At 68.1% G+C, this 20,579-nt stretch carries 20 protein-coding genes; 7 read left to right on the forward strand and 13 right to left on the reverse strand.

Annotation, left to right across the window (positions count from 1 at the left end):
• Positions 1-9 precede the first annotated feature (9 nt).
• Positions 10-1,068, reverse strand: coding sequence for a phosphoribosylformylglycinamidine cyclo-ligase (purM, locus tag C9412_RS02050; protein ID WP_107230088.1), 1,059 nt, complete (start codon positions 1,066-1,068; stop codon positions 10-12).
• A 112-nt stretch (positions 1,069-1,180) separates the two neighbouring features.
• On the opposite strand from purM, the gene C9412_RS02055 reads away from it, so the two are divergent.
• The 3 genes from C9412_RS02055 to hda are packed head-to-tail and all read left to right on the forward strand — an operon-like array spanning position 1,181 to position 4,181.
• Positions 1,181-2,308: a DUF2066 domain-containing protein gene (locus C9412_RS02055; RefSeq protein WP_258189930.1), complete on the forward strand. Its 1,128-nt coding sequence runs from the start codon at positions 1,181-1,183 to the stop codon at positions 2,306-2,308.
• A complete protein-coding gene (locus tag C9412_RS02060; RefSeq protein ID WP_107230090.1) occupies positions 2,305-3,474 on the forward strand; it encodes an AI-2E family transporter in 1,170 nt (389 codons plus the stop codon). Before C9412_RS02055 ends, C9412_RS02060 begins: the two co-directional genes overlap by 4 nt.
• On the forward strand, positions 3,474-4,181 hold the full coding sequence (gene hda, locus C9412_RS02065; RefSeq protein WP_107230091.1) for a DnaA regulatory inactivator Hda: 708 nt from the start codon (positions 3,474-3,476) through the stop codon (positions 4,179-4,181). The genes C9412_RS02060 and hda overlap by 1 nt, the downstream gene beginning before the upstream one ends.
• A gap of 522 nt (positions 4,182-4,703) precedes the next feature.
• On the opposite strand, the gene murU is transcribed toward hda, so the two are convergent.
• From murU to C9412_RS02085, 4 genes are all read right to left on the reverse strand, one after another.
• Entirely contained in the window at positions 4,704-5,414 is a 711-nt protein-coding gene (gene murU, locus C9412_RS02070) for an N-acetylmuramate alpha-1-phosphate uridylyltransferase MurU (protein WP_107230092.1), read from the reverse strand.
• Complete coding sequence (locus C9412_RS02075) at positions 5,411-6,436, reverse strand: phosphotransferase (RefSeq protein WP_107230093.1); 1,026 nt, start codon at positions 6,434-6,436, stop codon at positions 5,411-5,413. The genes murU and C9412_RS02075 overlap by 4 nt, the downstream gene beginning before the upstream one ends.
• A gap of 56 nt (positions 6,437-6,492) precedes the next feature.
• Positions 6,493-6,762 carry a GlsB/YeaQ/YmgE family stress response membrane protein gene (locus tag C9412_RS02080; protein WP_107230094.1) on the reverse strand — a complete coding sequence of 90 codons (270 nt, stop codon included), beginning with the start codon at positions 6,760-6,762 and terminating at the stop codon, positions 6,493-6,495.
• Between the two features lie 69 nt (positions 6,763-6,831).
• Positions 6,832-8,325: a M20 family metallopeptidase gene (locus tag C9412_RS02085; protein WP_107230095.1), complete on the reverse strand. Its 1,494-nt coding sequence runs from the start codon at positions 8,323-8,325 to the stop codon at positions 6,832-6,834.
• A gap of 201 nt (positions 8,326-8,526) precedes the next feature.
• Between C9412_RS02085 and C9412_RS02090 the strand changes: the two genes are divergently transcribed.
• From C9412_RS02090 to C9412_RS02105, 4 genes are all read left to right on the forward strand, one after another.
• Positions 8,527-8,853, forward strand: a complete 327-nt coding sequence (locus C9412_RS02090; RefSeq protein WP_258189932.1) for a helix-hairpin-helix domain-containing protein — start codon at positions 8,527-8,529, stop codon at positions 8,851-8,853.
• Between the two features lie 351 nt (positions 8,854-9,204).
• Positions 9,205-10,281 carry a L,D-transpeptidase gene (locus C9412_RS02095; protein WP_107230097.1) on the forward strand — a complete coding sequence of 359 codons (1,077 nt, stop codon included), beginning with the start codon at positions 9,205-9,207 and terminating at the stop codon, positions 10,279-10,281.
• Between the two features lie 17 nt (positions 10,282-10,298).
• Entirely contained in the window at positions 10,299-11,024 is a 726-nt protein-coding gene (locus C9412_RS02100; RefSeq protein WP_107230098.1) for a murein L,D-transpeptidase catalytic domain family protein, read from the forward strand.
• Positions 11,025-11,058: 34 nt separating this feature from the next.
• On the forward strand, positions 11,059-11,664 hold the full coding sequence (locus tag C9412_RS02105) for a HutD family protein (protein ID WP_107230099.1): 606 nt from the start codon (positions 11,059-11,061) through the stop codon (positions 11,662-11,664).
• 84 nt (positions 11,665-11,748) lie between these two features.
• On the opposite strand, the gene C9412_RS02110 is transcribed toward C9412_RS02105, so the two are convergent.
• From C9412_RS02110 to C9412_RS02145, 8 genes are all read right to left on the reverse strand, one after another.
• Complete coding sequence (locus C9412_RS02110) at positions 11,749-13,353, reverse strand: sulfite reductase subunit alpha (protein WP_107230100.1); 1,605 nt, start codon at positions 13,351-13,353, stop codon at positions 11,749-11,751.
• Complete coding sequence (locus tag C9412_RS02115) at positions 13,350-14,321, reverse strand: FAD:protein FMN transferase (protein ID WP_107230421.1); 972 nt, start codon at positions 14,319-14,321, stop codon at positions 13,350-13,352. The genes C9412_RS02110 and C9412_RS02115 overlap by 4 nt, the downstream gene beginning before the upstream one ends.
• A 52-nt stretch (positions 14,322-14,373) precedes the next feature.
• Positions 14,374-15,177: a DUF4198 domain-containing protein gene (locus C9412_RS02120; protein WP_107230101.1), complete on the reverse strand. Its 804-nt coding sequence runs from the start codon at positions 15,175-15,177 to the stop codon at positions 14,374-14,376.
• 116 nt (positions 15,178-15,293) lie between these two features.
• Positions 15,294-15,812, reverse strand: a complete 519-nt coding sequence (locus C9412_RS02125) for a DUF2271 domain-containing protein (protein ID WP_099590125.1) — start codon at positions 15,810-15,812, stop codon at positions 15,294-15,296.
• Positions 15,813-15,838: 26 nt separating this feature from the next.
• Positions 15,839-16,477, reverse strand: a complete 639-nt coding sequence (locus C9412_RS02130; RefSeq protein WP_107230102.1) for a PepSY-associated TM helix domain-containing protein — start codon at positions 16,475-16,477, stop codon at positions 15,839-15,841.
• Between the two features lie 248 nt (positions 16,478-16,725).
• Positions 16,726-19,146: a TonB-dependent receptor gene (locus C9412_RS02135; protein ID WP_107230103.1), complete on the reverse strand. Its 2,421-nt coding sequence runs from the start codon at positions 19,144-19,146 to the stop codon at positions 16,726-16,728.
• A 148-nt stretch (positions 19,147-19,294) separates the two neighbouring features.
• Positions 19,295-19,696, reverse strand: coding sequence for a hypothetical protein (locus tag C9412_RS02140; protein WP_107230104.1), 402 nt, complete (start codon positions 19,694-19,696; stop codon positions 19,295-19,297).
• Between the two features lie 164 nt (positions 19,697-19,860).
• Positions 19,861-20,538: a Fe2+-dependent dioxygenase gene (locus C9412_RS02145; RefSeq protein WP_107230105.1), complete on the reverse strand. Its 678-nt coding sequence runs from the start codon at positions 20,536-20,538 to the stop codon at positions 19,861-19,863.
• Positions 20,539-20,579: the final 41 nt, after the last annotated feature.

Raw genomic sequence — 20,579 nt, forward strand, 5'->3', positions numbered from 1 at the left:
TTGCCGGGATCAGCCGATGTGGACGCGCTCGGCGCCTTCGGCGCTGACCACCTGGCCGATGGTCCAGTGTTCCAGGCCCTGCGCCTTGACTGCCTCGGACACGGCCGCCACCTGATCCGGAGCGACGATCAGCACGAAGCCGATGCCGCAGTTGAAGGTGCGCCACATCTCGCTGTCGGCCACCGCGCCTTCCTTCTGCAGCCACTGGAAGACCGGCGGCAGGGTCCAGGACGAAGCCTGGATGTCCAGGCCGAGGCCGTCGGGCACCACGCGGATGATGTTCTCGGTCAGGCCGCCACCGGTGATGTGGGCCATGCCGTGGATGGCCGCACCGTGCGACTTCAGCAGCGACAGGATCGGCTTGACGTACAGCCGGGTCGGCGCCATCAGCGCATCGACCAGCTTCACGCCGCCTTCCAGTTCCAGATCGGCCGGGCGGCCGGCGCGGTCGTAGATGCGGCGCACCAGCGAATAGCCGTTGGAGTGCGGGCCGGAAGAGGCGATGCCGATCAGCACGTCGCCGTTGGCCACGCTGGCGCCGTCCTTCAGCTCGCTCTTCTCGACCGCAGCGACGGTGAAGCCGGCCAGGTCGTATTCGCCGGGGGCGTACATGTCGGGCATTTCAGCGGTTTCGCCGCCGATCAGGGCGCAGCCGGCCTCGGTGCAGCCGTTGGCGATGCCACCCACCACGGCCGCGGCGGTGTCGATGTCCAGCTTGCCGGTGGCGAAGTAATCCAGGAAGAACAGCGGTTCGGCACCCTGCACCAGCACGTCGTTCACGCACATGGCGACCAGGTCGATGCCGATCGTATCGTGGCGGTTCAGCTGGTGGGCCAGCTTCAGCTTGGTGCCCACGCCGTCGGTACCCGACACCAGCACCGGCTCGCGGTACTTGTTGGACAGGTCGAACAGGGCGCCGAAGCCGCCCAGGCCGCCCATCACTTCCGGCCGGAAGCTGCGCTTGACCAGGGGCTTGATGCGCTCGACCAGCGCGTTGCCGGCGTCGATGTCGACACCCGCGTCACGGTAGGTGAGGGGGGAGGGGGCGGAAGACGGGGTGTTGGTCACGGGCGTCGGCGCTGGCAGGGGTTGAACGGGCGATTTTAACAGGCCGCATTGGCGCAAAGTCCGTATTCGGGCAACAATTCCCCCCGGATACGTCGAGCCAATGGATGTCCTGATGCGCCGCAGCCTGATTCTGACCCTGCTCATTGCACTGAGCCTGCCGGTGGCCACGATGGCCCAGAGCGGCCTGCGCACCGAGGGTGATGTCGCCACCGCCACCGGCGCGTACGAGGCCGAAGTGCCCGTCAACAGCCAGGCCGAAGCCGATCGCAACGGCGCCCTGGCCCGCGCGCTGAGCGTGGTTCTGGGCAAGTTGTCTGGCGATCGCAGCGTGATGTCCCGCCCCGGCGTGGTGCAGGCGCTGCGCAACGCCAAGGATTACGTGGCCAGTTACGACTACAAACAGGACCAGAGCGTGGGCGCCAGTGGCGCGCCGAGCTTCCGCACCCTGCTGGTGGCCCGTTTCCGCGAGGATGACGTCGATTCGCTGGTCGCCGCCCTGGGCCTGCCGCTGTGGCCGCAGCCGCGACCGAAGCCGGTGCTGTGGCTGGCGGTGGATGACGGCAGCGGCCCGCGCCTGGTCAGCGTGCAGCAGGCCAATGCCGCCCGCCCGCTGCTGAACCGCGCCATCGAACGCGGTTACAAGCTGGGCCTGCCCAGTGGCGGTGCCGCCGAACAGGCGCTGGCCGGGGCCATCTGGCGCCAGGACAGCGCTGCGGTGGCCCGTGCCTCGTCGCGTTATTCGCCGCCGATGCAGCTGATCGGCAAGCTGTACCGCGCCAATGGCGGCTGGCAGGCGGACTGGGTGTTCGTCGACAACGGCCGTGAACTGAACAAGTGGACCAGCAAGGACGCCAACGCCATGCGTGCGATGGCCGCCGGTGCCGATGGCGCCGCCGACGCGCTGGTCAAGCGCTATGCCAAGGCCGGCGTAGCCACCGGCCAGGCCGGGACCTACCGCGTGGTGGTGACCGGCATCAACAGCGCCGACGATTACCTGCGCCTGGCCGCCGGCCTGCGCGAGGTGCCGGTGGTGCGCAATGTCACCCCGCTGCACGCCTCGGCCGGCCAGTTGGAGCTGAGCCTGGAGATGACCACCGGCCTGGCCGGCTTCAACCGCATGCTGGGCGACAACGGTGTGCTGGTGCCGAGTGCCACGCTGCCGGCGCTGCCGACCCCGATCGATGAGACCAGCGGCGCCCCTGTGGCCGCGCCGGTCAGCAACGAGTACCGCCTGCGATGACTCTGACCCCGGAAGCGGAAATCGCGCAGTTCCTGCGGCGGATGAAGTACATCCTGTTCGCCGGCCTGGTCGGCTGGATCGTCTGGCTGCTGGCGCCGATCCTGACCCCTTTCGTACTGGCGCTGGCCCTGGCCTGGCTGGGTGACCCGTTGGTGGACCGCATCGAGGCTACTGGCCGCTCGCGCATGACCGGCGTGGTGCTGGTGTTTGCGGCCATGGTGCTGGTGATCGTGGCCCTGCTGCTGGTGCTGGTGCCGATGATCGAACGCCAGATCACCACCCTGATCGCGGTCGCGCCGCAGGCGCAGGCGTGGCTGATGGAAAAGGGCATTCCCTGGTTCGAGCAGAAGACCGGCCTGGAAGTGATGCAGTGGCTGGACCCGGATCGGCTGATCGACTGGGTGCGCAGCCACTGGCAGCAGGCCGGCGGCTTCGCCACCACGTTCATGGGTTACGTCTCGCGCTCGGGCTTTGCGATGGTGACCTGGGTGGTCAACATCCTGCTGCTGCCGATCCTGGCGTTCTACTTCCTGCGCGACTGGGACAAGCTGGTGGAGCGGGTGGCGTCGGTGATTCCGCGCAACCACATCGGCACCATCAGCGCGCTGGCGCGCGAGTCCAACGACGTGCTGGGCGCGTTCATCCGCGGCCAGTTCCTGGTGATGCTGGCGCTGGGCGTGATCTACGCCGGCGGTCTGTCGCTGGTGGGCCTCAAGCTGGGCCTGCTGATCGGCCTGATTGCCGGCCTGATCAGCTTCATCCCGTACCTGGGCGCGACCACCGGCATCGTGATGGCGATCGTGGCCGCGCTGGTGCAGTCGCAGGGCTTCGACCTGAAGCTGCTGATCCTGGTCGGTGTGGTGTTCACCGTTGGCCAGCTGCTGGAGAGCTACGTGCTCACGCCGCGCATCGTCGGCGACAAGATCGGCCTGCACCCGGTGGCGGTGATCTTCGCGGTGATGGCCGGTGGCCAGCTGTTCGGCTTCCTCGGCATGCTGCTGGCGCTGCCGGTGGCGGCGGTGACCAACGTGCTGCTGCGCTACGCCCACCAGCGTTATCGGCAGAGCGAGCTGTACGTGGGCGAGAAGCCGGCAATCGTGCTTGATGGCGTGGTCGATACCCCCCATATCATCATTCCGAACGACAAGGGCCCCGACCTGAAGTGATGGGTGTGCCGCAACTGCCGCTGGCCCTGCATTACCCGCGGGACCAGCGCCTGGAGACCTTCATCGGCGCGCCGGATGGCGCGCTGGCGCAGCTGCGCGCGATCGCAGTGGGCGCCAGCCACGATTGGGTCTACCTGGAAGGGGCGGCGGGCACCGGCAAGACTCATCAGGCGCTGGCGATGTGCTCCAGTGCCGAGCAGGCCGGGCGCCTGCCGACCTATGTACCGCTGGCCAGCGCCGCCGGCCGTGTGCGCGCGGCGCTGGACGGGCTGGAGTCGCGTGAACTGGTGGCGCTGGATGGCCTGGATGAGGTGGCCGGCGATCGCGAGGACGAGATCGCGCTGTTCGACTTCCACAACCGCGCGCGGGCTGCCGGGGTGACCGTGCTGTACACGGCGCAGAAGGCGCCCGAAGCGCTGGGCCTGGTGCTGCCGGACCTGCGTTCGCGGCTGGGCCAGTGCGTGCGCGTGCTGCTGCAGCCGCTGGATGAGGAAGGCCGCGCGGCGGTGCTGCGCGAGCGCGCGCTGCGGCGTGGGCTGGCGATCGACGAGGCCGCCATCGAGTGGCTGCTGTCGCACACCGGGCGTGAACTGGGTGGATTGATCACGCTGCTGGACTGGCTGGACCGCGAATCGCTGGCGGCCAAGCGGCGGATCACCGTGCCGTTCCTGCGCCAGGTGCTGGAAGAAGGCCGCCCTCGTTACTGAGGATGGGTGTGTTTGCAGGGCTGCGCCCTGCACCCGCGGTAGTGCCGGCCGCTGGCCGGCAACAGCAGAAGCGACGTCAACGTCAACTTCAAAAGCTGGCTTCCTGAGGGGAGGCGGGGCGCTGTGGGCTTGCGGGGCCGCCGTAAACCCGTCCATGGGGGCTTGGTCGCCGCATCCATGCGGCTCACACCCCGCAAGCCCACAGCGCCCCGCCTTCGACAGGTTCCCGCGGCTGTTGGTGGGTGTCGACCTTGGTCGACACGAGTCTTGCTTGTGGTGGGTGTCGACCTTGGTCGACACCAGAGCAAGCGCAGCGAAGCGACCCGCTTTTGATTTTCTTTTTCTTTTCCGTGGCTGGACGTACACGGAAACTGTCAGAGGCCGGGCGGGTGGGCCATGCAGGGGCGTTGGCGCCATGGATGGCGCCATCGAGCTTACAGGGACGTACTTGCAGCGTCCCCTGCATGGCCCACCCGCCCGGCCAAGCACGCGATCCGCTCTACGCAACCCGCCACGAGGGGCTCAGCCGTTCGCCGCCAATTCCGCATCCAGCGCACGCAGGCGATCCACCGTCCCGACATCGGTCCAGCGCCCGTGATGGTACTGACCCGTCATCAATCCCTGCGCCATGAAGTGCTTCTGCAGCGGCACGACCGAAAATTTCGGTGGCATCCGCTCGCTGCCCGGCGCATCGCCGATCACCTCGCGCCAATCGGCCACGATCGAAGGGCGGTACACGCCGATGCCCGCATACGTCAGGCACGGTCCTTCGCGGTCGTGATGCAGCCCGCCCTGCGGGTCCAGCCGGTAATCACCGTGTGGGTGCTGGGCCGGATTGTCGACCAGCACCAGGTGCGCCTGGCCCTGCGGTTCGCGCGGCAGGCCGGCGAAATCGAAATCGGTCCAGATGTCGCCGTTCACCACAAGGAATGGTGCCTCGCCCAGCACCGGCAGTGCATTGAGGATGCCGCCGCCGGTTTCCAGCGGGGTCGCCCCTTCGTGGAGGAAATGCAGGTGCAGCCCCCATTGGCTGCCATCGCCCAGCACCGCCGGAAACTGCTCGGCCAGCCACGCGGTGTTGATCACCACCTCGCGCACGCCCAGCGCGGCCAGGCGCTCCAGGTGCCACACGATCAGCGGCTTGCCCGCCACTTGCAGCAGCGGCTTGGGCGTGTGCAGGGTCAGCGGGCGCATGCGCTCGCCCAGGCCCGCGGCAAAGATCAGCGCCTTCATCGGGCCACGCGCATCGGTGCAGCCAGTTCGGCCAGCGCCGGCTTGATGCGTGTTTCCAGCAGCTGCTGCAGCGGTGCCAGCTCGCGATAGCGCGGCAGCACTTCCTCCAGGTAGCCGATGAAGCGCGGCGCGTCATCCAGGTAATGGCCCTTGTTGTCGCGGTAACGCAGGCGGCAGAACAGGCCGAGGATCTTGACGTGGCGCTGGATGCCCATCCAGTCGGCATCACGCAGGAAGGTAGCGCGGTCGGGCACCGGCAGGCCGGCATCCAGCGCGCGCTGGTGGTACTGCGCCAGCCATTCGTCCACGCGCTGCAGCGGCCAGCTCAGGAACGCATCCTTGAACAGGCTCACCGCATCGTAGGCGATCGGGCCACGCACCAGGTCCTGGAAATCCAGCACCGCAGGGCCATTGTCGACCGGCATGAGGTTGCGTGGCATGTAGTCGCGGTGGGTCATCAGCTGGGCCTGGCCCAATGCGTTGTCCATCAACCGGCGATGCACCAGCTGCAGGCCTTCGATTTCACCGCAGTCCAGTTCCAGGTTCAGATGGCGCTGCAGGAACCATTCGTCGAACAGCCCGGCATCGCGTTGCAGCAGTGCTTCGCCGAACTGGCCGAAATCAGCCGGCACCGGAATCGCCTGCAGGCGCAGCAACTGTTCGATTGAACGGCCGAACCATTCATCGGCATTGCGTTCGTCGAGGATCTTGGCCAGCGTCGGGCCACCGAGATCCTCCAGCAGCAGGAAACCGGCATCGAGATCCTGGGCAAGCAAGGCGGGCACGCGCAGGCCATGGTCATGCAGCAGGCCGCGCATGCGCAGCCACGGTCGCGGATCTTCCAGCCCCGGCGGCGCGTCCATCACGATGTGGCTGCCGCGCGTGCTGGTGGTGCGCCAGTAGCTGCGCATGCCGGCATCGACCGAGGCGCGCTCGACCACCGCGTTGGCATCATCAAGCTGGGTACGGGCCCACTGCAGGCGCTGCGCGCTGCGCTGGGGGTCGGAGGCGGGTTCGGTCATGCAGGCAGTTCCGGGCGCGCCAGGCGCGCCACGCTCAGGAGAGAGGAAAGGGGGTGTCAGCGGCGTGGGCTGAACAGGCGCATCAAGGCCAGCACGGCCACCGCGCCGATCACGGCGCCGAGGAAACCAGCCGGCTCGCCGGGGCGGTACCAGCCCATGTACTGGCCGAACCAGCCGGCCACCAGCGCGCCGACGATGCCCAGCACGATGGTCAGCAGGCAGCCCATGCGGTTGTTGCCGGGCATGAAGAAGCGCCCGAGCAGGCCGACGAAGAAGCCGACCAGCAGGATGTACAGCCAGCTGCTGCTGCCGAACAGACCATTCATGCGCGCGGATTCCGCTTGAGTGTGGACGCAGCCTAGCAAGGCCAGGCTGCGTCCGTCACGGGTGCCGGATCAGCAGCAGCCGTGGTCGCCGTGGCGGGTGCCGCTGTCGGCGGCCACTGGCGAACCGCTGGTCTCGCCGCGCAGGCTGGCGGCGTAGTGCTCGCTGATCACCTTGGACACGCAGGCGGTGACCTTCTTGCCCATCGGAATGTGCAGGAACTCGTTCGGGCCGTGCGCGTTGGAGTGCGGGCCGAGCACGCCGGTGATCATGAACTGCGCACCCGGGAACTTCTCACCCAGCATGCCCATGAACGGGATCGAGCCGCCTTCGCCCATGTACATCGCCGGCTTGCCGAAGAAGGCCTGGCTGGCGTCGTCGATGGCCTGGGTCAGCCACGGCGCCATGGCCGGGGCGTTCCAGCCGGTGGAGGCCTTTTCCAGGTCCAGGGTGACCTGCGCGCCGTTCGGCGGGTCGCGCAGCAGCGCTTCCTTCAGCAGTTCGCCGCAGGCCTTGCCATCGGCGGTCGGCGGCAGGCGCAGCGACAGCTTCACCGAGGTCTGCGGGCGCAGCACGTTGCCGGCCGATTCCAGCGGCGGCATGCCACCGATGCCGGTGACCGACAGCGCCGGGCGCCAGGTGCGGTTGAGCACCAGCTCGGTCAGGTCTTCGTTCATCGGGCGCAGGCCGTCGACCATCGGGAACTTCTCGAAGATCTCGGTATCGACCACTTCGGCAGCACGCTTGGCCTGTTCCTGGCGCTCGGCCGGAATCTCCACGTTCATGCCGTCGATCAGGATGCGGCCGGTGTCCTGGTCCTCGATGCGCGAAAGGATCTGGCGCAGCAGACGGAAGCTGGACGGGATCACGCCGGAGGCATCGCCGGAATGCACGCCTTCGTTGAGCACCTTCACGGTGAAGTTGCCGCCGGTCAGGCCGCGCAGCGAGGTGGTGCACCACAGCTGGTCGTAGTTGGCGCAGCCCGAATCCAGGCAGACCACCAGCGACGGCTTGCCGATGCGGTCGGCCAGGTGGTCGACGTAGGCCGGCAGGTCGTAGCTGCCCGATTCTTCGCACGCTTCGATCAGCACCACGCAGCGGGCGTGCGGCAGGCCCTGGGCCTGCAGCGCCAGCACCGCCGCCAGCGAGCCGAAGATCGCGTAGCCATCATCGGCGCCGCCGCGGCCGTACAGCTTGTCGCCGCGCAGTACCGGGGTCCACGGGCCGAGGTCGTCGTCCCAGCCGGTCATTTCCGGCTGCTTGTCCAGATGGCCGTAGAGCAGGATGGTGTCGTCGCCGGTCTCGGCGCCGGTGGCCGGAATTTCCAGGAAGATCAGCGGGGTACGGCCTTCCAGGCGCACCACCTCGACCTTCAGGCCGGGCAGCTGCTGGGCCTTGGCCCAGTTCTCCATCAGGGTGACTGCCTGTTCCATATAGCCGTTCTGCACCCAATTGGCGTCGAACATCGGCGACTTGTTGGGAATGCGGATGTAGTCGACCAATTGCGGGACGATCTCGCTGTCCCACTTGTCATTGACGAATTGGCCGAGCTTGGCGCTGTCCATCTGAAACTCCGGTTGCATGGGCTGTGATCCGGCCATTCTACGCCTGTGCCGAGGGTAGGGTTTTTCCTACATCACGTCGGGTATTTGGCTGGCTTACTGGAACGCGGGAAACCGATAGGCTGTGCACATGTGGAGACGGACACTGTTCCTACCGGCGGGATTGCCGGGAGGGGCCACCCGAACCACAAGGAGATACACGTCGTGCCTTGGTTTGTCGTGTTAAGGGCACTGGTACTGGGAATGTGGATCGCAGGGGCGCACGCCGCTGCTCCGATCGACATCAACCGGGCCGATGCCCGGGCGCTGCAGCAGGGACTGACGATGGTCGGAGCCGTCAAGGCCGAGGCGATCGTCGAGCACCGGCGCAGACACGGCCCGTTTCACCGCGTCGAGGACCTGACGCAGGTGAAGGGGATAGGGAAAGCAATCGTCGAACGGAATCGACAGCGGATCACCGTAGGCAACAGGGCGTTGCCGGCGGATCCGGTACCCGGATCGGTACCGGTGCGAACCGTACCCAGGCGCTGACAGCAGGATCGTCGGAACCGGCAGGACGCTGGTTCATCGGGCACGGGCAGGAAGGCCGTGCCCACCGACCGCCGCAGGACGCGGCACCAATCACCAGGACGGTGGCATCACAGACCTGTGGAAGGGGCTGAGATACAAGCAGGACGAACGCGGTCGCGTGCAGGATGCAACGCTGTCCCCACAGCGCAGGAAGCGAGGGGACGGCAGCAGGCCGACAGGGATGTAACGATTGCCCGGTACGACACAAGGCTGTGTCGCCGGGCAATTTCATTTGTGGCGTCCGTTCTTGCCGCGGCCACCACGCGCCGATGAGGTACGGTAACCGCCTCGCATGGAAAGGACCGCCGCTGGATGCCTCTGTACCGCCCCACGACGCTGATGTTCGCCCTGGCCCTGGCCCTGCCGCTGATGGCCAGTGCCGCCGCGCCCGCCAAACCTGCGGCTGCGGCCGCCAGCACCGCGGAGGTACGCGGTCCGACCGACCTCAAGCCGGGCGAGTACCTGTGGCACCCGGAAATCTCGCCCACCGGCCCGATCGTGCTGGTGGTCAGCCTCGACGAGCAGCGTGCCTACGTCTACCGCAACGGTATCGCCATCGGCCTGACCACGATCAGCTCGGGCAAGGCCGGGCATGAAACACCCACCGGGGTGTTCACCATCCTGCAGAAGGACAAGGACCACAAATCCAACCTCTACAACAGCGCGCCGATGCCCTACATGCAGCGGCTGACCTGGGACGGCATCGCCCTGCACGGCGGCAGCCTGCCCGGGCATCCGGCCTCGCATGGCTGCGTGCGCCTGCCACAGGCCTTCGCGCAGAAGCTGTTCAGTGAAACCCAGCGCGGCGATACGGTGGTCGTGGCCGATGCCAAGAGCTCGCCGATGACGCTGGCCTACCCGTCGGTGCTGGCGCCGGTGAACGCGCGCGGCCAGGCGCTGCCGGAAACCGAGGGCGGCGCCAGCGCGCAGGCCTGGTGGAACGACGGCGCAGCCCCGGCCGGGCAGGTCGGCATCCTGGTCAGCCTGCACGACCAGCGTCTGTACGTGCTGCGCGATGGCGTGATGATCGGCGAGTCGCCGCTGAAGGCGGACGCGCTGCCGGCGTTCCAGGGCACCACCCTGTTCGTGATGGGGCAGGGTTACAGCGATACGCCCAGCCCGCTGGATGTGAACCAGCGCCTGCACCAGTGGACGGCCTACCCGCTGCTGGGCCAGGACCGTGCCCAGGCCACCCCGGACCTGCTGGCCACGCCGTCGTTGCCGATGGCGCTGCCGGCCGATTTCGCCCGTCAGCTGTACCAGGTGCTGGTGCCGGGCACGACCCTGCTGGTGACCTCGCTGCCGGCGGTCCGCCCAAGCCCGGCTGAATCCGGAATGCAGCCGGTCTTGGAATCCGAGCCGCCAGGGTCCACCCTCAAGGGCAACTGAGCCCCCTCGTTGTGCCCATGACTGCATCCCGCCTGTGCCGGCTGGCCGCGTTCGGCCTGCTGGCGACCTCGGCCAGCGCCCCGGCGCTGGCACAGACGCCCGCCCTCGCCACCAGCGCCGATGATCTGGCTGCGCTGCTGTCGCGTAGTGCGCCCAAGGCCGACCGCCACGTGTTGCAGCTGGCGGCGCACGCCATGCGCTGTGCATTGCAGCGCCCCGAGCTGGGCATCAACGGTGATCGCCTCAGCGTGATCGATTATTCGCGGCCGTCCACCGAGCCGCGCCTGTGGGTGTTCGACCTGGCCCACCAGCGCCTGCTGTTCGAGGAATGGGTGGCGCATGGGCGCAACAGCGGCGAGAACCGCACCGAGCACTTCTCCAACCGTGATGGCAGTTTCATGTCCAGTCTCGGCGCGTTCACCGCGCAGGAGACCTACATGGGCGGCAACGGCTATTCGCTGCGCCTGGCCGGGCTGGAACCGGGCTTCAACGACCGCGCGCGCGAGCGCGCGATCGTCATCCACGGCGCGCCCTACGTGAACCCGGCGACCGCGCAGCTGCAGGGGCGGCTGGGCCGCAGCCTGGGTTGTCCGGCAGTGCGCCTGTCGGTGGCCAAACCCCTCATCGATGCGCTGCGCGGCGGCACGATGGTGTTCGCCTACTACCCCGACCAGGACTGGCTGAAGCACTCGCAGCTGCTGGGCGGCGAGTGTGGTGGCCAGAGCACGCTCGCCACGCGGTGATGCACGATGGCGCGTGGCGTGATGCAATGCGCCGATGAACGTCGACTCTCTGCTGCACACTCCGAGCCAGGTCATCTCCTGCCTGGACTACCGCCGCGAACGCTGGCGCAACAGCCTGGGCTGGACGCGCGAGATCCTGCGCCTGCCCGCGCAGGGCGACGACTGGGCGCTGCGCCTGTCGGTGGCCGAGATCGAACAGGATGCCGCGTTTTCCGCCTTCCCCGGTGTGGAGCGTGAACTGGTGCTGTTGCAGGGCAATGGCGTGCGCCTGCGCTTTGAAGACGGCCGTGTGGCCGAGGTGCTGCCGCCACATGGGCGCGTGCGCTTTGCCGGCGAGGAAGCGCTGCAGGGCGAACTGGTGGATGGCATCACCCACGACTTCAACCTGATGTGGAAGCGCGATCTGCTGCAGGCCGAACTGCTGCACCGGCCGCTGGTGGGCTCGATGTTCTTCTTCTGCGAGCCGGGCGTGGCCTGGGCCTTGCACCTGTTGGCCGGGCACGCGGAGTTCGGTGCTGACAGTGGCCTGCCGCCGCTGCAGGCCGGCGATACTGCGTGGCTGTCAGCGGGTGAACGGCAGCGGCATGCCGTGCAGGGCGGCGGCGAGGTGTTGGCGATCCGGGTGAGTGCGGCGGCGTGATGATTCGTTGGCGCCGGTGGGCGCGGCCAGCCGAGCATGGCTCGGCTCTACAGTAGATCCACGCCATGCGTGGATGCGGCGACCTCAATACACATCCCGCCGGTAACGACCGGCCAGCAGCAACGCTTCCTTGCCGTCCGCTCCCAGCACCTGCTCGATCACTGCATCCACGGCCGGGGCCATGCCCTGCAGGCTGCCGCAGACCAGGATCGTCGCGCCTTCATCCACCCATTGCCGCAGCGTCGCCGCCTCGGCCAGCAACCGGTCCTGCACGTAACGGTGCGCGCCGCCGTCGCGGCTGAACACTACGTCCAATCGCGCCAGCGTGCCGTCGGCCTGCATCGCCTGCAGTTCTTCACCGAAGTGGAAGTCGTGCGCTGCGGTGCGCTCGCCGAACAGCAGCCAGGTACGGCGCGCGCCACTGCGGGCACGTTCGTGCAGATGGGCACGCAGGCCGGCGATGCCGGTGCCGTTGCCGATCAGCAGCAGTGGCACGTCGGCGGCGACGCCATGGAAGTTGTCGTTGCGACGCAGGCGCAGCTGCACCGGCTCGCCGATCACGGCGTGGTCGCACAGCCAGCCGCTGCCGATGCCGGGCGTGCCATCGCTGCGCAGCTGGCGCCGTAGCAGCAGTTCCAGTGCGCCGTCGGCCATCACCGAGGCGATCGAGTATTCGCGATGCGGCAGCGGCTGCAGCGTCGCCAGCAACGCCGATAGATCTCCGGGGGGAACCAGCGAGGGCAGGTGCGAGCGTTCGACGCGGGCCAGCAGTGTCTGTCCATCGTCCAGCACCGTATCTGCGTCCAAGCCCTGCGCCTGCAGCCAGGCACGCGCGGTGTGGCGCGCATGCTGCGGGCCGATCTCGGCGATGTCACCGGCCTGCCACTGTCCATCGGCATTGCCCGGCGGTTGCAGGCGCAGCCAGTACACCGCGCCACCGGGGCTGCCGGGATTCAGATGCGCGCGCTGCTGCAGCGTCCATGGCTGGTACTCGGCCGGGCTCCAGTCGGGCAACTCGCTGGCGCCGCCACCAAGCTGGCCGAGCAGTTGCTGCCAATGGCGCAGCGCGGCCGGATCGGCGTTGTCGACTTCGATCGCATCGAACAACGGATGCGCGCCTTGCCTGCGCAACCACTGATCAAGTTGATGGCCGAATCCGCAGAAATGGCCATAGCTGCGGTCGCCCAGTGCGAGCACGCCGTAGTGCAGGTGTTGCAGCGAAGGCGGCGCGGCCATCACCCCGCGCAGGAACGGCAGCGCATGATCGGGTGGGTCGCCTTCGCCAGTGGTGCTGGCGATGAACAATGCACGCTGGCTGTCGGCCAGCAGTGCGGCGTCCACCTCGTGCAGACCGCGCACACGCACTGGCACGCCGGCACCACGCAATGCCTCGGCACTGCGTTCAGCCAGTTCGCGGGCAAAGCCGGTCTGGCTGGACCAGACCAACAGCAGCGGCCGCGTATCGCCGGCTGCGGCGTCGTCGCGCGGGCGGCCCCGCCACCACAGTGCGGCGCAGGCCAGCGCATACAGCGTGGACGCGGCCGCGGCGATCAACTGCTGCCGTCCCGGCGGCGCGCCCTGCCACCAGGATTCGCCGAGGTGCAGGCGCAGCAGCGCCCAGCCGATCAGCGCCAGCGCGATCAGTACAAGCGTGTTGCCGAGCAGCGCGCGCGACGGCCGTGCGCTCATGCGTCCTGCTCGTCGAGCAGGCGCTGGAAGGCGCTGCTGAGGAACTCGCGCGGGCCATCGACGGCCCGTTGCAGGTAACGCACGGCCAGGCCTTCGCGCTCGGCCAGCGCCAGGCCCTGATCGTGGCCGAGCACGGTCAAGGCGGTGGCCCAGGCATCGGCGTGCATCGCGTCGTCGGCGACTACGGTCACGGCGGCGGCGACCTGGCGTACCGGCATGCCGGTGCGCGGGTCGAGGCTGTGGCTGAAAGCCTGGCCGTCGGCCTGGTACTGGTGCCAGCGGTCACCAGAGGTGGCGACCGCCCTGCCGTCCAACGCCAGCACCCGCGGTGGTGTCTCGGTGTGTGCGTCTTCTTCCGGCGCCGATTCCACCAGCACGCGCCACGGCTGGCCGTCCGGCTTGCGGCCGTAACCGGCCAGTTCGCCACCGACTTCGATCAGTGCAGCGGTGATGCCTTGGCTGCGCAGCCAGTCGGCCACGTGATCGACACCGAAGCCCTTGGCGATCGCCGACAGGTCCAGTTCCAGTCCGCCCGGCTGCAGCAGTGCGTCGTCCTGCCAGTGCAGGTGCTGCCAGCCGCAGCGTTCACGCGTGGCCTGCAGCGTAGCGACGTCGGGCTGGCGGCGTTCACCGGCATGCGCACCGAAGCCCCACAGCGCAACCAGGGGGCCGACGGTGGGATCGAAGGCGCCGTCACTGGCGGCGGCGATGGCCTGTGCGCAGGCCAGCACCCGGCGCGTCTCGGCCGGCAGCGTGCACCACTGGCCGGCGGCGGCCTGATTGAAGCGGCTGAGGTCCGAGCCGGCCTCCCACGTACTCATCTGCGCGACCACCTCATCCAGTCGCGCCTGGATGCCGGCGTGCAGCGGGTGCAGGTCGCGCTGGCGCGGTGCGACCAGCGACACGCTCCAGGTGGTGCCCATGGTGGTGCCACCGAGGCGGGCGATGTCGTGCAGGGAATCGGTCATGGCGGGGCGGTGCGGGCGCGATGCCGGGATGTGCCCGGCATCGCGGTCCACATTACTGCGGCAGCACTTCCAGCGTGGCAACGTAGCTCAGGCGACGCTTGGCAGCCTGCTTGACCGAGGTCTTGTTGTCTTCGGTGCCGGTTTCCAGCCAGTACATGCCGGCTTCCGGCCAGGTCACCTTGATCTCGCCCTTGGCGTCGCTGGTCAGCTTCAGCTCGTCCTGCGCGTTGCGGTAGCGGGTGGCGCCACGCACGATCTCGAATTCCAGGCCGGCGGTCGGCTTGCCATCGACCAGCACGCGGAAGGTGGCTTCCTCGCCGGCGAACAGGTCGTTCGGATGGCCCACGGCAACCAGCTCGATGCCACGGTTGGTCGGCTTCAGCGCGGTGGCGTTCGGCGCACCGTTGGTGACGAAGGTCTCCACGCGGCCAACCGACTGGCTCACTTCCAGCTTCTTCGCGTCCTTGGGCAGTTCGCCGAAGGTGGCGGCGGTACCGCGCCAGCGCTTGCGCTCGCCGTTCTGTTCGTAGGTGGCGAACAGGCCGTCGTTGACCGAGGCGATGCGGTAGGTGCCCGCCTGCTTCAGTTCCAGATCGAACACGCTGCGGTACTTGCCGGTCGAAGCATTCTGCGGTTGCACGCTGCTGCCGTCCGGCGCGGTGATCACCAGCGATTCCAGGCGCAGCGGCACATGGTTGAAGTAGAACAGGTCGTTGGAGACCGCACCGTCGACGGTGATCCACGGCGCGTTGCCGGCGATCACGGTCTGCGAGGGCAGCAGCCAGGCCTTGTGGGCCAGGGCGGAGAAGGGAAGGGCAGCGGCCAGAGCGGCGGCGAGGACGAGCGTGCGCTTCATGCGGAAGACTCCAGGGACGTTGGGTGGGTGGGGTCAGAGCCCTTCCTGCGGAAGGGATCCGACCCCGGGGTCGGATCCCTTTCCAACGGAAAGGGCTCTGACCCCGGCTCAGGCAGTTACGGCTTTACGGCGAGGGTGACCTGGCCCAGTTCGGTGGCGCCCTGCGCCTTGCCGTTCTGCGCGGCGGTGGCCGGCCAGGTGAAGGGGATCTTCAGCAGTTCGCGGCCGCCGACTTCGCGCACCGCTTCCACCACCAGGGTGTAGTTGCCCGGTGCCAGCTGCTTCAGCGCCGGCTGCTTGTCGTTGAACGACAGCGCGTGCTTGCCGGCCGGGCGGGTCGGGCCGGTCACGCCGTCCACCGGCACCTGCAGCGTGCGGCCGCTCTTGCGCCACCACTGGCGCAGGTCGGGCAGCCACTTGGTGCCGTGGCCCTCACTGTTGCTGGTCTGCTGGTACCAGACCGACAGGTTGGCCGCGACCTTCTGGTCGGCACCTTCCAGCCACACCGCCACATACGGGCGGTGGTATTCGGCCACGTTGAGCTTGGGCACTTCGACGTTGATGTCGAGGGTGGCGGCGTAGGCCGGCGAGGTGGCCAGCAGGCCGCTGAGGGCGATGGTCAGGGTGACGCGCATGGAGCGGCTCCGGGAACGAGGGAAAGTCAGTGGATCAGCAGCAGGGCGATCAGCAGCGGGATCATCAGGCCCAGGCCGACCAGCGGCCAGGTCATGCGCCGCTGCCGCGCATGCAGGTGCAGCAGGAACAGGCCGGTGATGCAGAACACCAGGCAGGCCACGGCGAACAGGTCCAGGAACCAGCCCCACGCCGGGCCCGCGTTGCGGCCCTTGTGCAGGTCGTTGAGGTAGGACACCACGCCGCGCGAGGTCGATTCGTACTCCACCGCGCCGGTTTCGCGATCGATGCTCAGCCAGGCGTCGCCGCCGGGGCGTGGCAGCGACAGGTAGATCTCCTCGGCCGACCACTCGGCGGGGCGGCCGCCGATGGCGATGCCCAGCTGTGCATCCAGCCAGTGCCGCGCCGGGCGCGGAATCGGTGCGTTGCCGTCCTCGCGCGTGCCGAGCTGGCCGAGCAGTTCGGGCGGCAGTTCCAGGTGCTGGTTCTGCACCTGGGGCGTGGCTTCGATCTTCGCCGCGTGGTTGAGGGTCAGCCCGGTCACCGCGAACAGCAGCATGCCGATCAGGCACACCGCCGAGCTGATCCAGTGCCACTGGTGCAGCGTCCGCAGCCAGAAGCCACGGCTCTGTTGCTGCTGCACGGTGGAGGAGGCGGGACGGCTCACGGCACGGTTCGGGGCGGACGGGGACTGCCCATTACATCATTGATGAGAATAGCTCGCAATTGCGTATCTTTCTGTATCCCAGACGGGGTAGTGGCGGTTGCCGGCCAGCGGCCGGCACTACCGCTACCGCCGGTCGGTAGATCCACGCCATGCGTGGATGAAACGGTGCCGACCAAGGTTGGCACCCACCAGGGCAGGGCGGTGCCAACCAAGGTTGGTATCTACCGAAGCAGCGCGGTGCGGGGCGATCAGAACTTCGCGTTGAGCGAGATCCAGTAGCTGCGGCGCTGATCCTTGGTCGCGTAGTCGTCCACGCAGTTGAACTCGCTCGGGCTGATCAGCAGGCACGACTGCGAGACGAAGTCCTTGTCGAACAGGTTGTTGACCCGCGCGTTCACCGTCAGCCAGGGCGTGGCCTTCCAGCTGCCACCGAGATGGAAGATCGTGTAGTCCTCGTAGTAGCGGGTCTGGCTGACGCCGTTGGCGTCCAGCAGCGTGTCGCGGTAGCGGTCGTAGCGGCCCTCGCCGATCAGCGACAGGCTGATGGCCTCGTTGAGCTGCCAGTTCAGGCTGGCGTTGGCCATGTGCTTGGCCGGGGTGGTGCCGGTGATCGGCAGTCCCTTCTGCGGGCCGCTGGTCTGCTCACTCTTGGTCCAGGTGTAGTTGCCGCGCAGCTGCAGGTTGTCGAGCAGGTCGACGTGGCCGGCCAGTTCGGCACCACGGGTCTCGGCCTTTTCGATGTTCACGCTCTGGGTGAAGGTGCTGTAGCCCAGCGCGGCCCAGCCCGGGCCGATGTCCACGCAGTACCCGCTGCCGGCCGGCGCCACTTCGCAGTTCGGGAAGGTGCCGCCGCTGGCGATCTTGTCTTCGAACTTGTTGATGAAACCGGTGACGTTGAAGCCCCAGCGCTGGCCTTCGTAGTAGGCGGCCAGCTCGTAGTTGGTGCTGGTTTCCGGCTTCAGGTTGGGCGAGCCCACCAGCGGCAGCACGCCCTGGCCACCGAAGCCGGTGATGCCCGGGAACAGCTGGTCCGGGCGCGGGGTCTTGTAGCCGGTGCTGACGCCACCCTTGAAGGTCCACGCATCGCTGGCGTTCCACACCAGGTAGCCGCGCGGGCTGAGATGGCTGCCGAAGATGTTGTGGTCGTCGTAGCGCAGGCCGAAGGTGGCGGTGAGGGTGTCGGTCAGCGCCCAGTTGTCCTCGGCGAACAGCGCCCACATGCGGTGCTTCTGCCTGGTGTTGCTGCGGTAGCCGGCGCCGTCCATGCCAAACACGCCGTCGATCATGTCGGTGTCGTTGTACTGGCCGCCGACGGTGAGCTTGTGCGCGCCGAAGTCGAGGTCGAGCATCGTGTCGAGCACGTAGCCTTCCAGTTCCATGGTGCGCAGCGGACGCGGCAGGAACGCCTGCAGGCGGGCCTGTTCACTGGCGTTGAGTGCGGTGAGGGCATTGTTGCGGCCGGCGGCGCAGTTGTTGGCCGCGCCGGTGCGGCGGCACACGTCGTTCCACAGCGTCTGCAGGTTGGCGCGCTCGTCCAGGGTCAGCGGCAGCGAGCGGCCCAGGTTGCTGCTCTTGCTGTGGGTCAGCGAGGTCTGCCAGGTGCCGAAGCTGTAGCGGCCCTGGTGGGTCAGCGACAGCTGGTCGCGCTCGTAGCGCTGGTAGGCGGTGTAGCCCACGCGCGGCTGCACCACGCGGCGGGTGACCGTGCCGTTGCCGTTCGGATTGGGGATGACTGCGTTGCCGACGCGCCACAGGCTGGCCAGGCTGTCCAGGGTGCCGGTCTGGCCTTGGCTGTTGTCGTACTTCTGCCGCGACACGTCGTAGTCCAGCCACAGTTCGTGGTCATCGTTGACGTGGAAGTCCAGGCGCACGCCGGTGTTCCAGTTGGTGTTGGCCACCGACTTGCCGCCGCCACCGAAGCCGATGCTGCGCTCCCACAGCGTGCCGTCGGGCAGAGTCAGTGCATCCCATTCCGGGTTCGATGCCTTGGCGTCGTAGTAGCTGCCGCGCACCGCCAGGCTCAGACGATCCTTCAGCAGCGGGCCGCTGAGATACAGGTCGGTGGTGCGTGCATCACCGAACTGGTCGTCCTGCTGCACCGTGAAGCCCTGGGTCAGCGCGCCGTGCCAGCTGTCCTGGTTGCGGCGGGTGATGATGTTGATGACGCCGCCCATGGCGTCCGAGCCGTACAGGGTGGACATCGGGCCGCGCACCACTTCGATGCGTTCGATGGCATCCAGCGGCGGCAGGTAGGCGAACTGGCCGCCACCGAAGTTGTTCGGGTACAGCTGGCCGACGTTGCTCTGGCGGCGGCCGTCGATCAGCACCAGGGTGTATTCGGAGGGCAGGCCGCGCATCGAGATGGTGGCGCGGCCGTTCTTGTCGGTGGCTTCCAGGCCGACGTCGATGCCTTCGACATCGCGCAGCGCGTCGACCAGGTTGGTGTACGGGCGCTTGCTCAGTTCCTCGCGGCTGACCACGCTGATGCTGGCCGGTGCATCGACCACCTTCTGTTCGAAGCCGGAGGCGGTGACCACCACCTTGTCCAGCGTCTGCGGGGCGCCGGCGATCTCTGCATGGGCGGAAGCAGGGGCCGCCATCGCCGCCAGCACGGCGCTGGTCAGCAGGGGGCGGGACAGGGACGAACGGACACGATGGCGCTGGGCCATGGCAGATACCTCGAAGGATGTAAGGCAGCGCGATGCCGGGTGCGGAGCGCGCACGGCAGAGCAGGGAAAGCCCGGTCAGGGGCGGCAGGGATGAAGCAGGCGGCGGCGTGTGCACGCGACCGCGCAGGCGGTCACGTCGGGCCGTGGATCAGGCCAGCGGCGGCGCCTGGCCGCGTTGCTGGCGACGCCCCGGCGCGTCGGCCCAGGGCGTGTCCGGAGCGGCCAGTGGCCAGTCCGGGCGCACGCCGGGCATGGCCGGCGTGGCGGGTACGAGTTCAAGTTCGGTACGCAGCCACTGGCTGGCCAGCAACAGCGGCGGCGGCGCCTTCTCGGCCGCTTTCATCGGGGTGGAGGCGCAGCGGCGCAGTTTGGCCGGGGCCTCTTCCTGCAACGGGCCTTCGCCACCACGTTCTTCCAGCGGGACCTGCACGGCCATCGCTGTGGCCGGATGCGGCAACAGCGGCAGGGTGCCCAGCAGCAGCACCAGCATCGCCACCCACGCCAGCAGGCTGGCCAGCGCGGGACGCTGACCGCGCATGGCGGTGCCCATCTTGCGATGGATCAGTGGGCGAGGGCGGAGCGGGCGCAGCAAGCAGGGGTCCCCGGGCGGTCGCCGGCAGCGGCCGGCATCAACGGGGCGTGATTGTAATGAGAGCTGTTAGCCGTTGCAAATGAGAATGATTGCCAAACGATCACGGGGCGGCCGCAAACGGCTCAGACCTCGCTCCAGCGCCGCAGCAGGTTGTGGTACACGCCAGTCAGCTGCAGCACCGCCTCAGCGTCGCCACCGGTCTGGCGCAGGCGCTCGATCGAGCCGTCCATTTCCCACAGCAGGCGCCGCTGCACGTCATCGCGGATCATGCTCTGCACCCAGAAGAACGAGGCCACGCGCGCGCCGTTGGTGACCGGGCGCACCTGGTGCAGGCTGCTGGACGGGTACACGATCAGGTCGCCGGCCGGCAGCTTCACTTCATGCTCGCCGTAGGTGTCGCTGATGATCAGCTCGCCGCCCTCGTACTCGTCCGGATCGGACAGGAACAGGGTGCAGGAGATGTCCGAGCGCAGCTGTTCGCCGTTGCCCAGGTTCATCACCGCGCCGTCGACATGGAAGCCGTAGGTGCCGCCGCCGGTGTAGCGGTTGAAGCGCGGCGGCAGGATCTTCAGGGGCAGCGCTGCAGCGAAGAACAGGGGGCTGCGGCTCAGTGCGGCCAGCACGTCCCGGCCCAGCTCCGCTTTCAGGGGCGAGGCATCCGCCAGCTGCTGGTTGTGCTTGACCATTGCGCCCTGCGTACCGACGGTCTCGTGACCGTCGGTCCAGTCTGCAGCGTCGAGCCGCCTGCGTGCCTGCGCCACGTCCTGGGGTGAAAGCACGTCGGGAATGTGCAGCAGCATGGCGGTTCCTTTTGGGGCGCGGGGGAGCGTGGCTCCCCCGC

Source organism: Stenotrophomonas sp. Nf1, from assembly GCF_003028475.1.
Classification (GTDB): domain Bacteria; phylum Pseudomonadota; class Gammaproteobacteria; order Xanthomonadales; family Xanthomonadaceae; genus Stenotrophomonas.

Coding starts and splice junctions, on each gene's coding strand:
- C9412_RS02135 (WP_107230103.1), bottom strand. CDS start 19,146: ATGGCCCAGCGCCATCGTGTCCGTTCGTCCCTGTCCCGCCCCCTGCTG.
- C9412_RS02125 (WP_099590125.1), bottom strand. CDS start 15,812: ATGCGCGTCACCCTGACCATCGCCCTCAGCGGCCTGCTGGCCACCTCG.
- murU (WP_107230092.1), bottom strand. CDS start 5,414: ATGAAGGCGCTGATCTTTGCCGCGGGCCTGGGCGAGCGCATGCGCCCG.
- C9412_RS02055 (WP_258189930.1), top strand. CDS start 1,181: ATGCGCCGCAGCCTGATTCTGACCCTGCTCATTGCACTGAGCCTGCCG.
- C9412_RS02115 (WP_107230421.1), bottom strand. CDS start 14,321: ATGACCGATTCCCTGCACGACATCGCCCGCCTCGGTGGCACCACCATG.
- C9412_RS02110 (WP_107230100.1), bottom strand. CDS start 13,353: ATGAGCGCACGGCCGTCGCGCGCGCTGCTCGGCAACACGCTTGTACTG.
- hda (WP_107230091.1), top strand. CDS start 3,474: ATGGGTGTGCCGCAACTGCCGCTGGCCCTGCATTACCCGCGGGACCAG.
- C9412_RS02105 (WP_107230099.1), top strand. CDS start 11,059: ATGAACGTCGACTCTCTGCTGCACACTCCGAGCCAGGTCATCTCCTGC.
- C9412_RS02140 (WP_107230104.1), bottom strand. CDS start 19,696: ATGGGCACCGCCATGCGCGGTCAGCGTCCCGCGCTGGCCAGCCTGCTG.
- C9412_RS02100 (WP_107230098.1), top strand. CDS start 10,299: ATGACTGCATCCCGCCTGTGCCGGCTGGCCGCGTTCGGCCTGCTGGCG.
- C9412_RS02145 (WP_107230105.1), bottom strand. CDS start 20,538: ATGCTGCTGCACATTCCCGACGTGCTTTCACCCCAGGACGTGGCGCAG.
- C9412_RS02080 (WP_107230094.1), bottom strand. CDS start 6,762: ATGAATGGTCTGTTCGGCAGCAGCAGCTGGCTGTACATCCTGCTGGTC.
- C9412_RS02060 (WP_107230090.1), top strand. CDS start 2,305: ATGACTCTGACCCCGGAAGCGGAAATCGCGCAGTTCCTGCGGCGGATG.
- C9412_RS02120 (WP_107230101.1), bottom strand. CDS start 15,177: ATGAAGCGCACGCTCGTCCTCGCCGCCGCTCTGGCCGCTGCCCTTCCC.
- C9412_RS02095 (WP_107230097.1), top strand. CDS start 9,205: ATGCCTCTGTACCGCCCCACGACGCTGATGTTCGCCCTGGCCCTGGCC.
- C9412_RS02085 (WP_107230095.1), bottom strand. CDS start 8,325: ATGGACAGCGCCAAGCTCGGCCAATTCGTCAATGACAAGTGGGACAGC.
- C9412_RS02075 (WP_107230093.1), bottom strand. CDS start 6,436: ATGACCGAACCCGCCTCCGACCCCCAGCGCAGCGCGCAGCGCCTGCAG.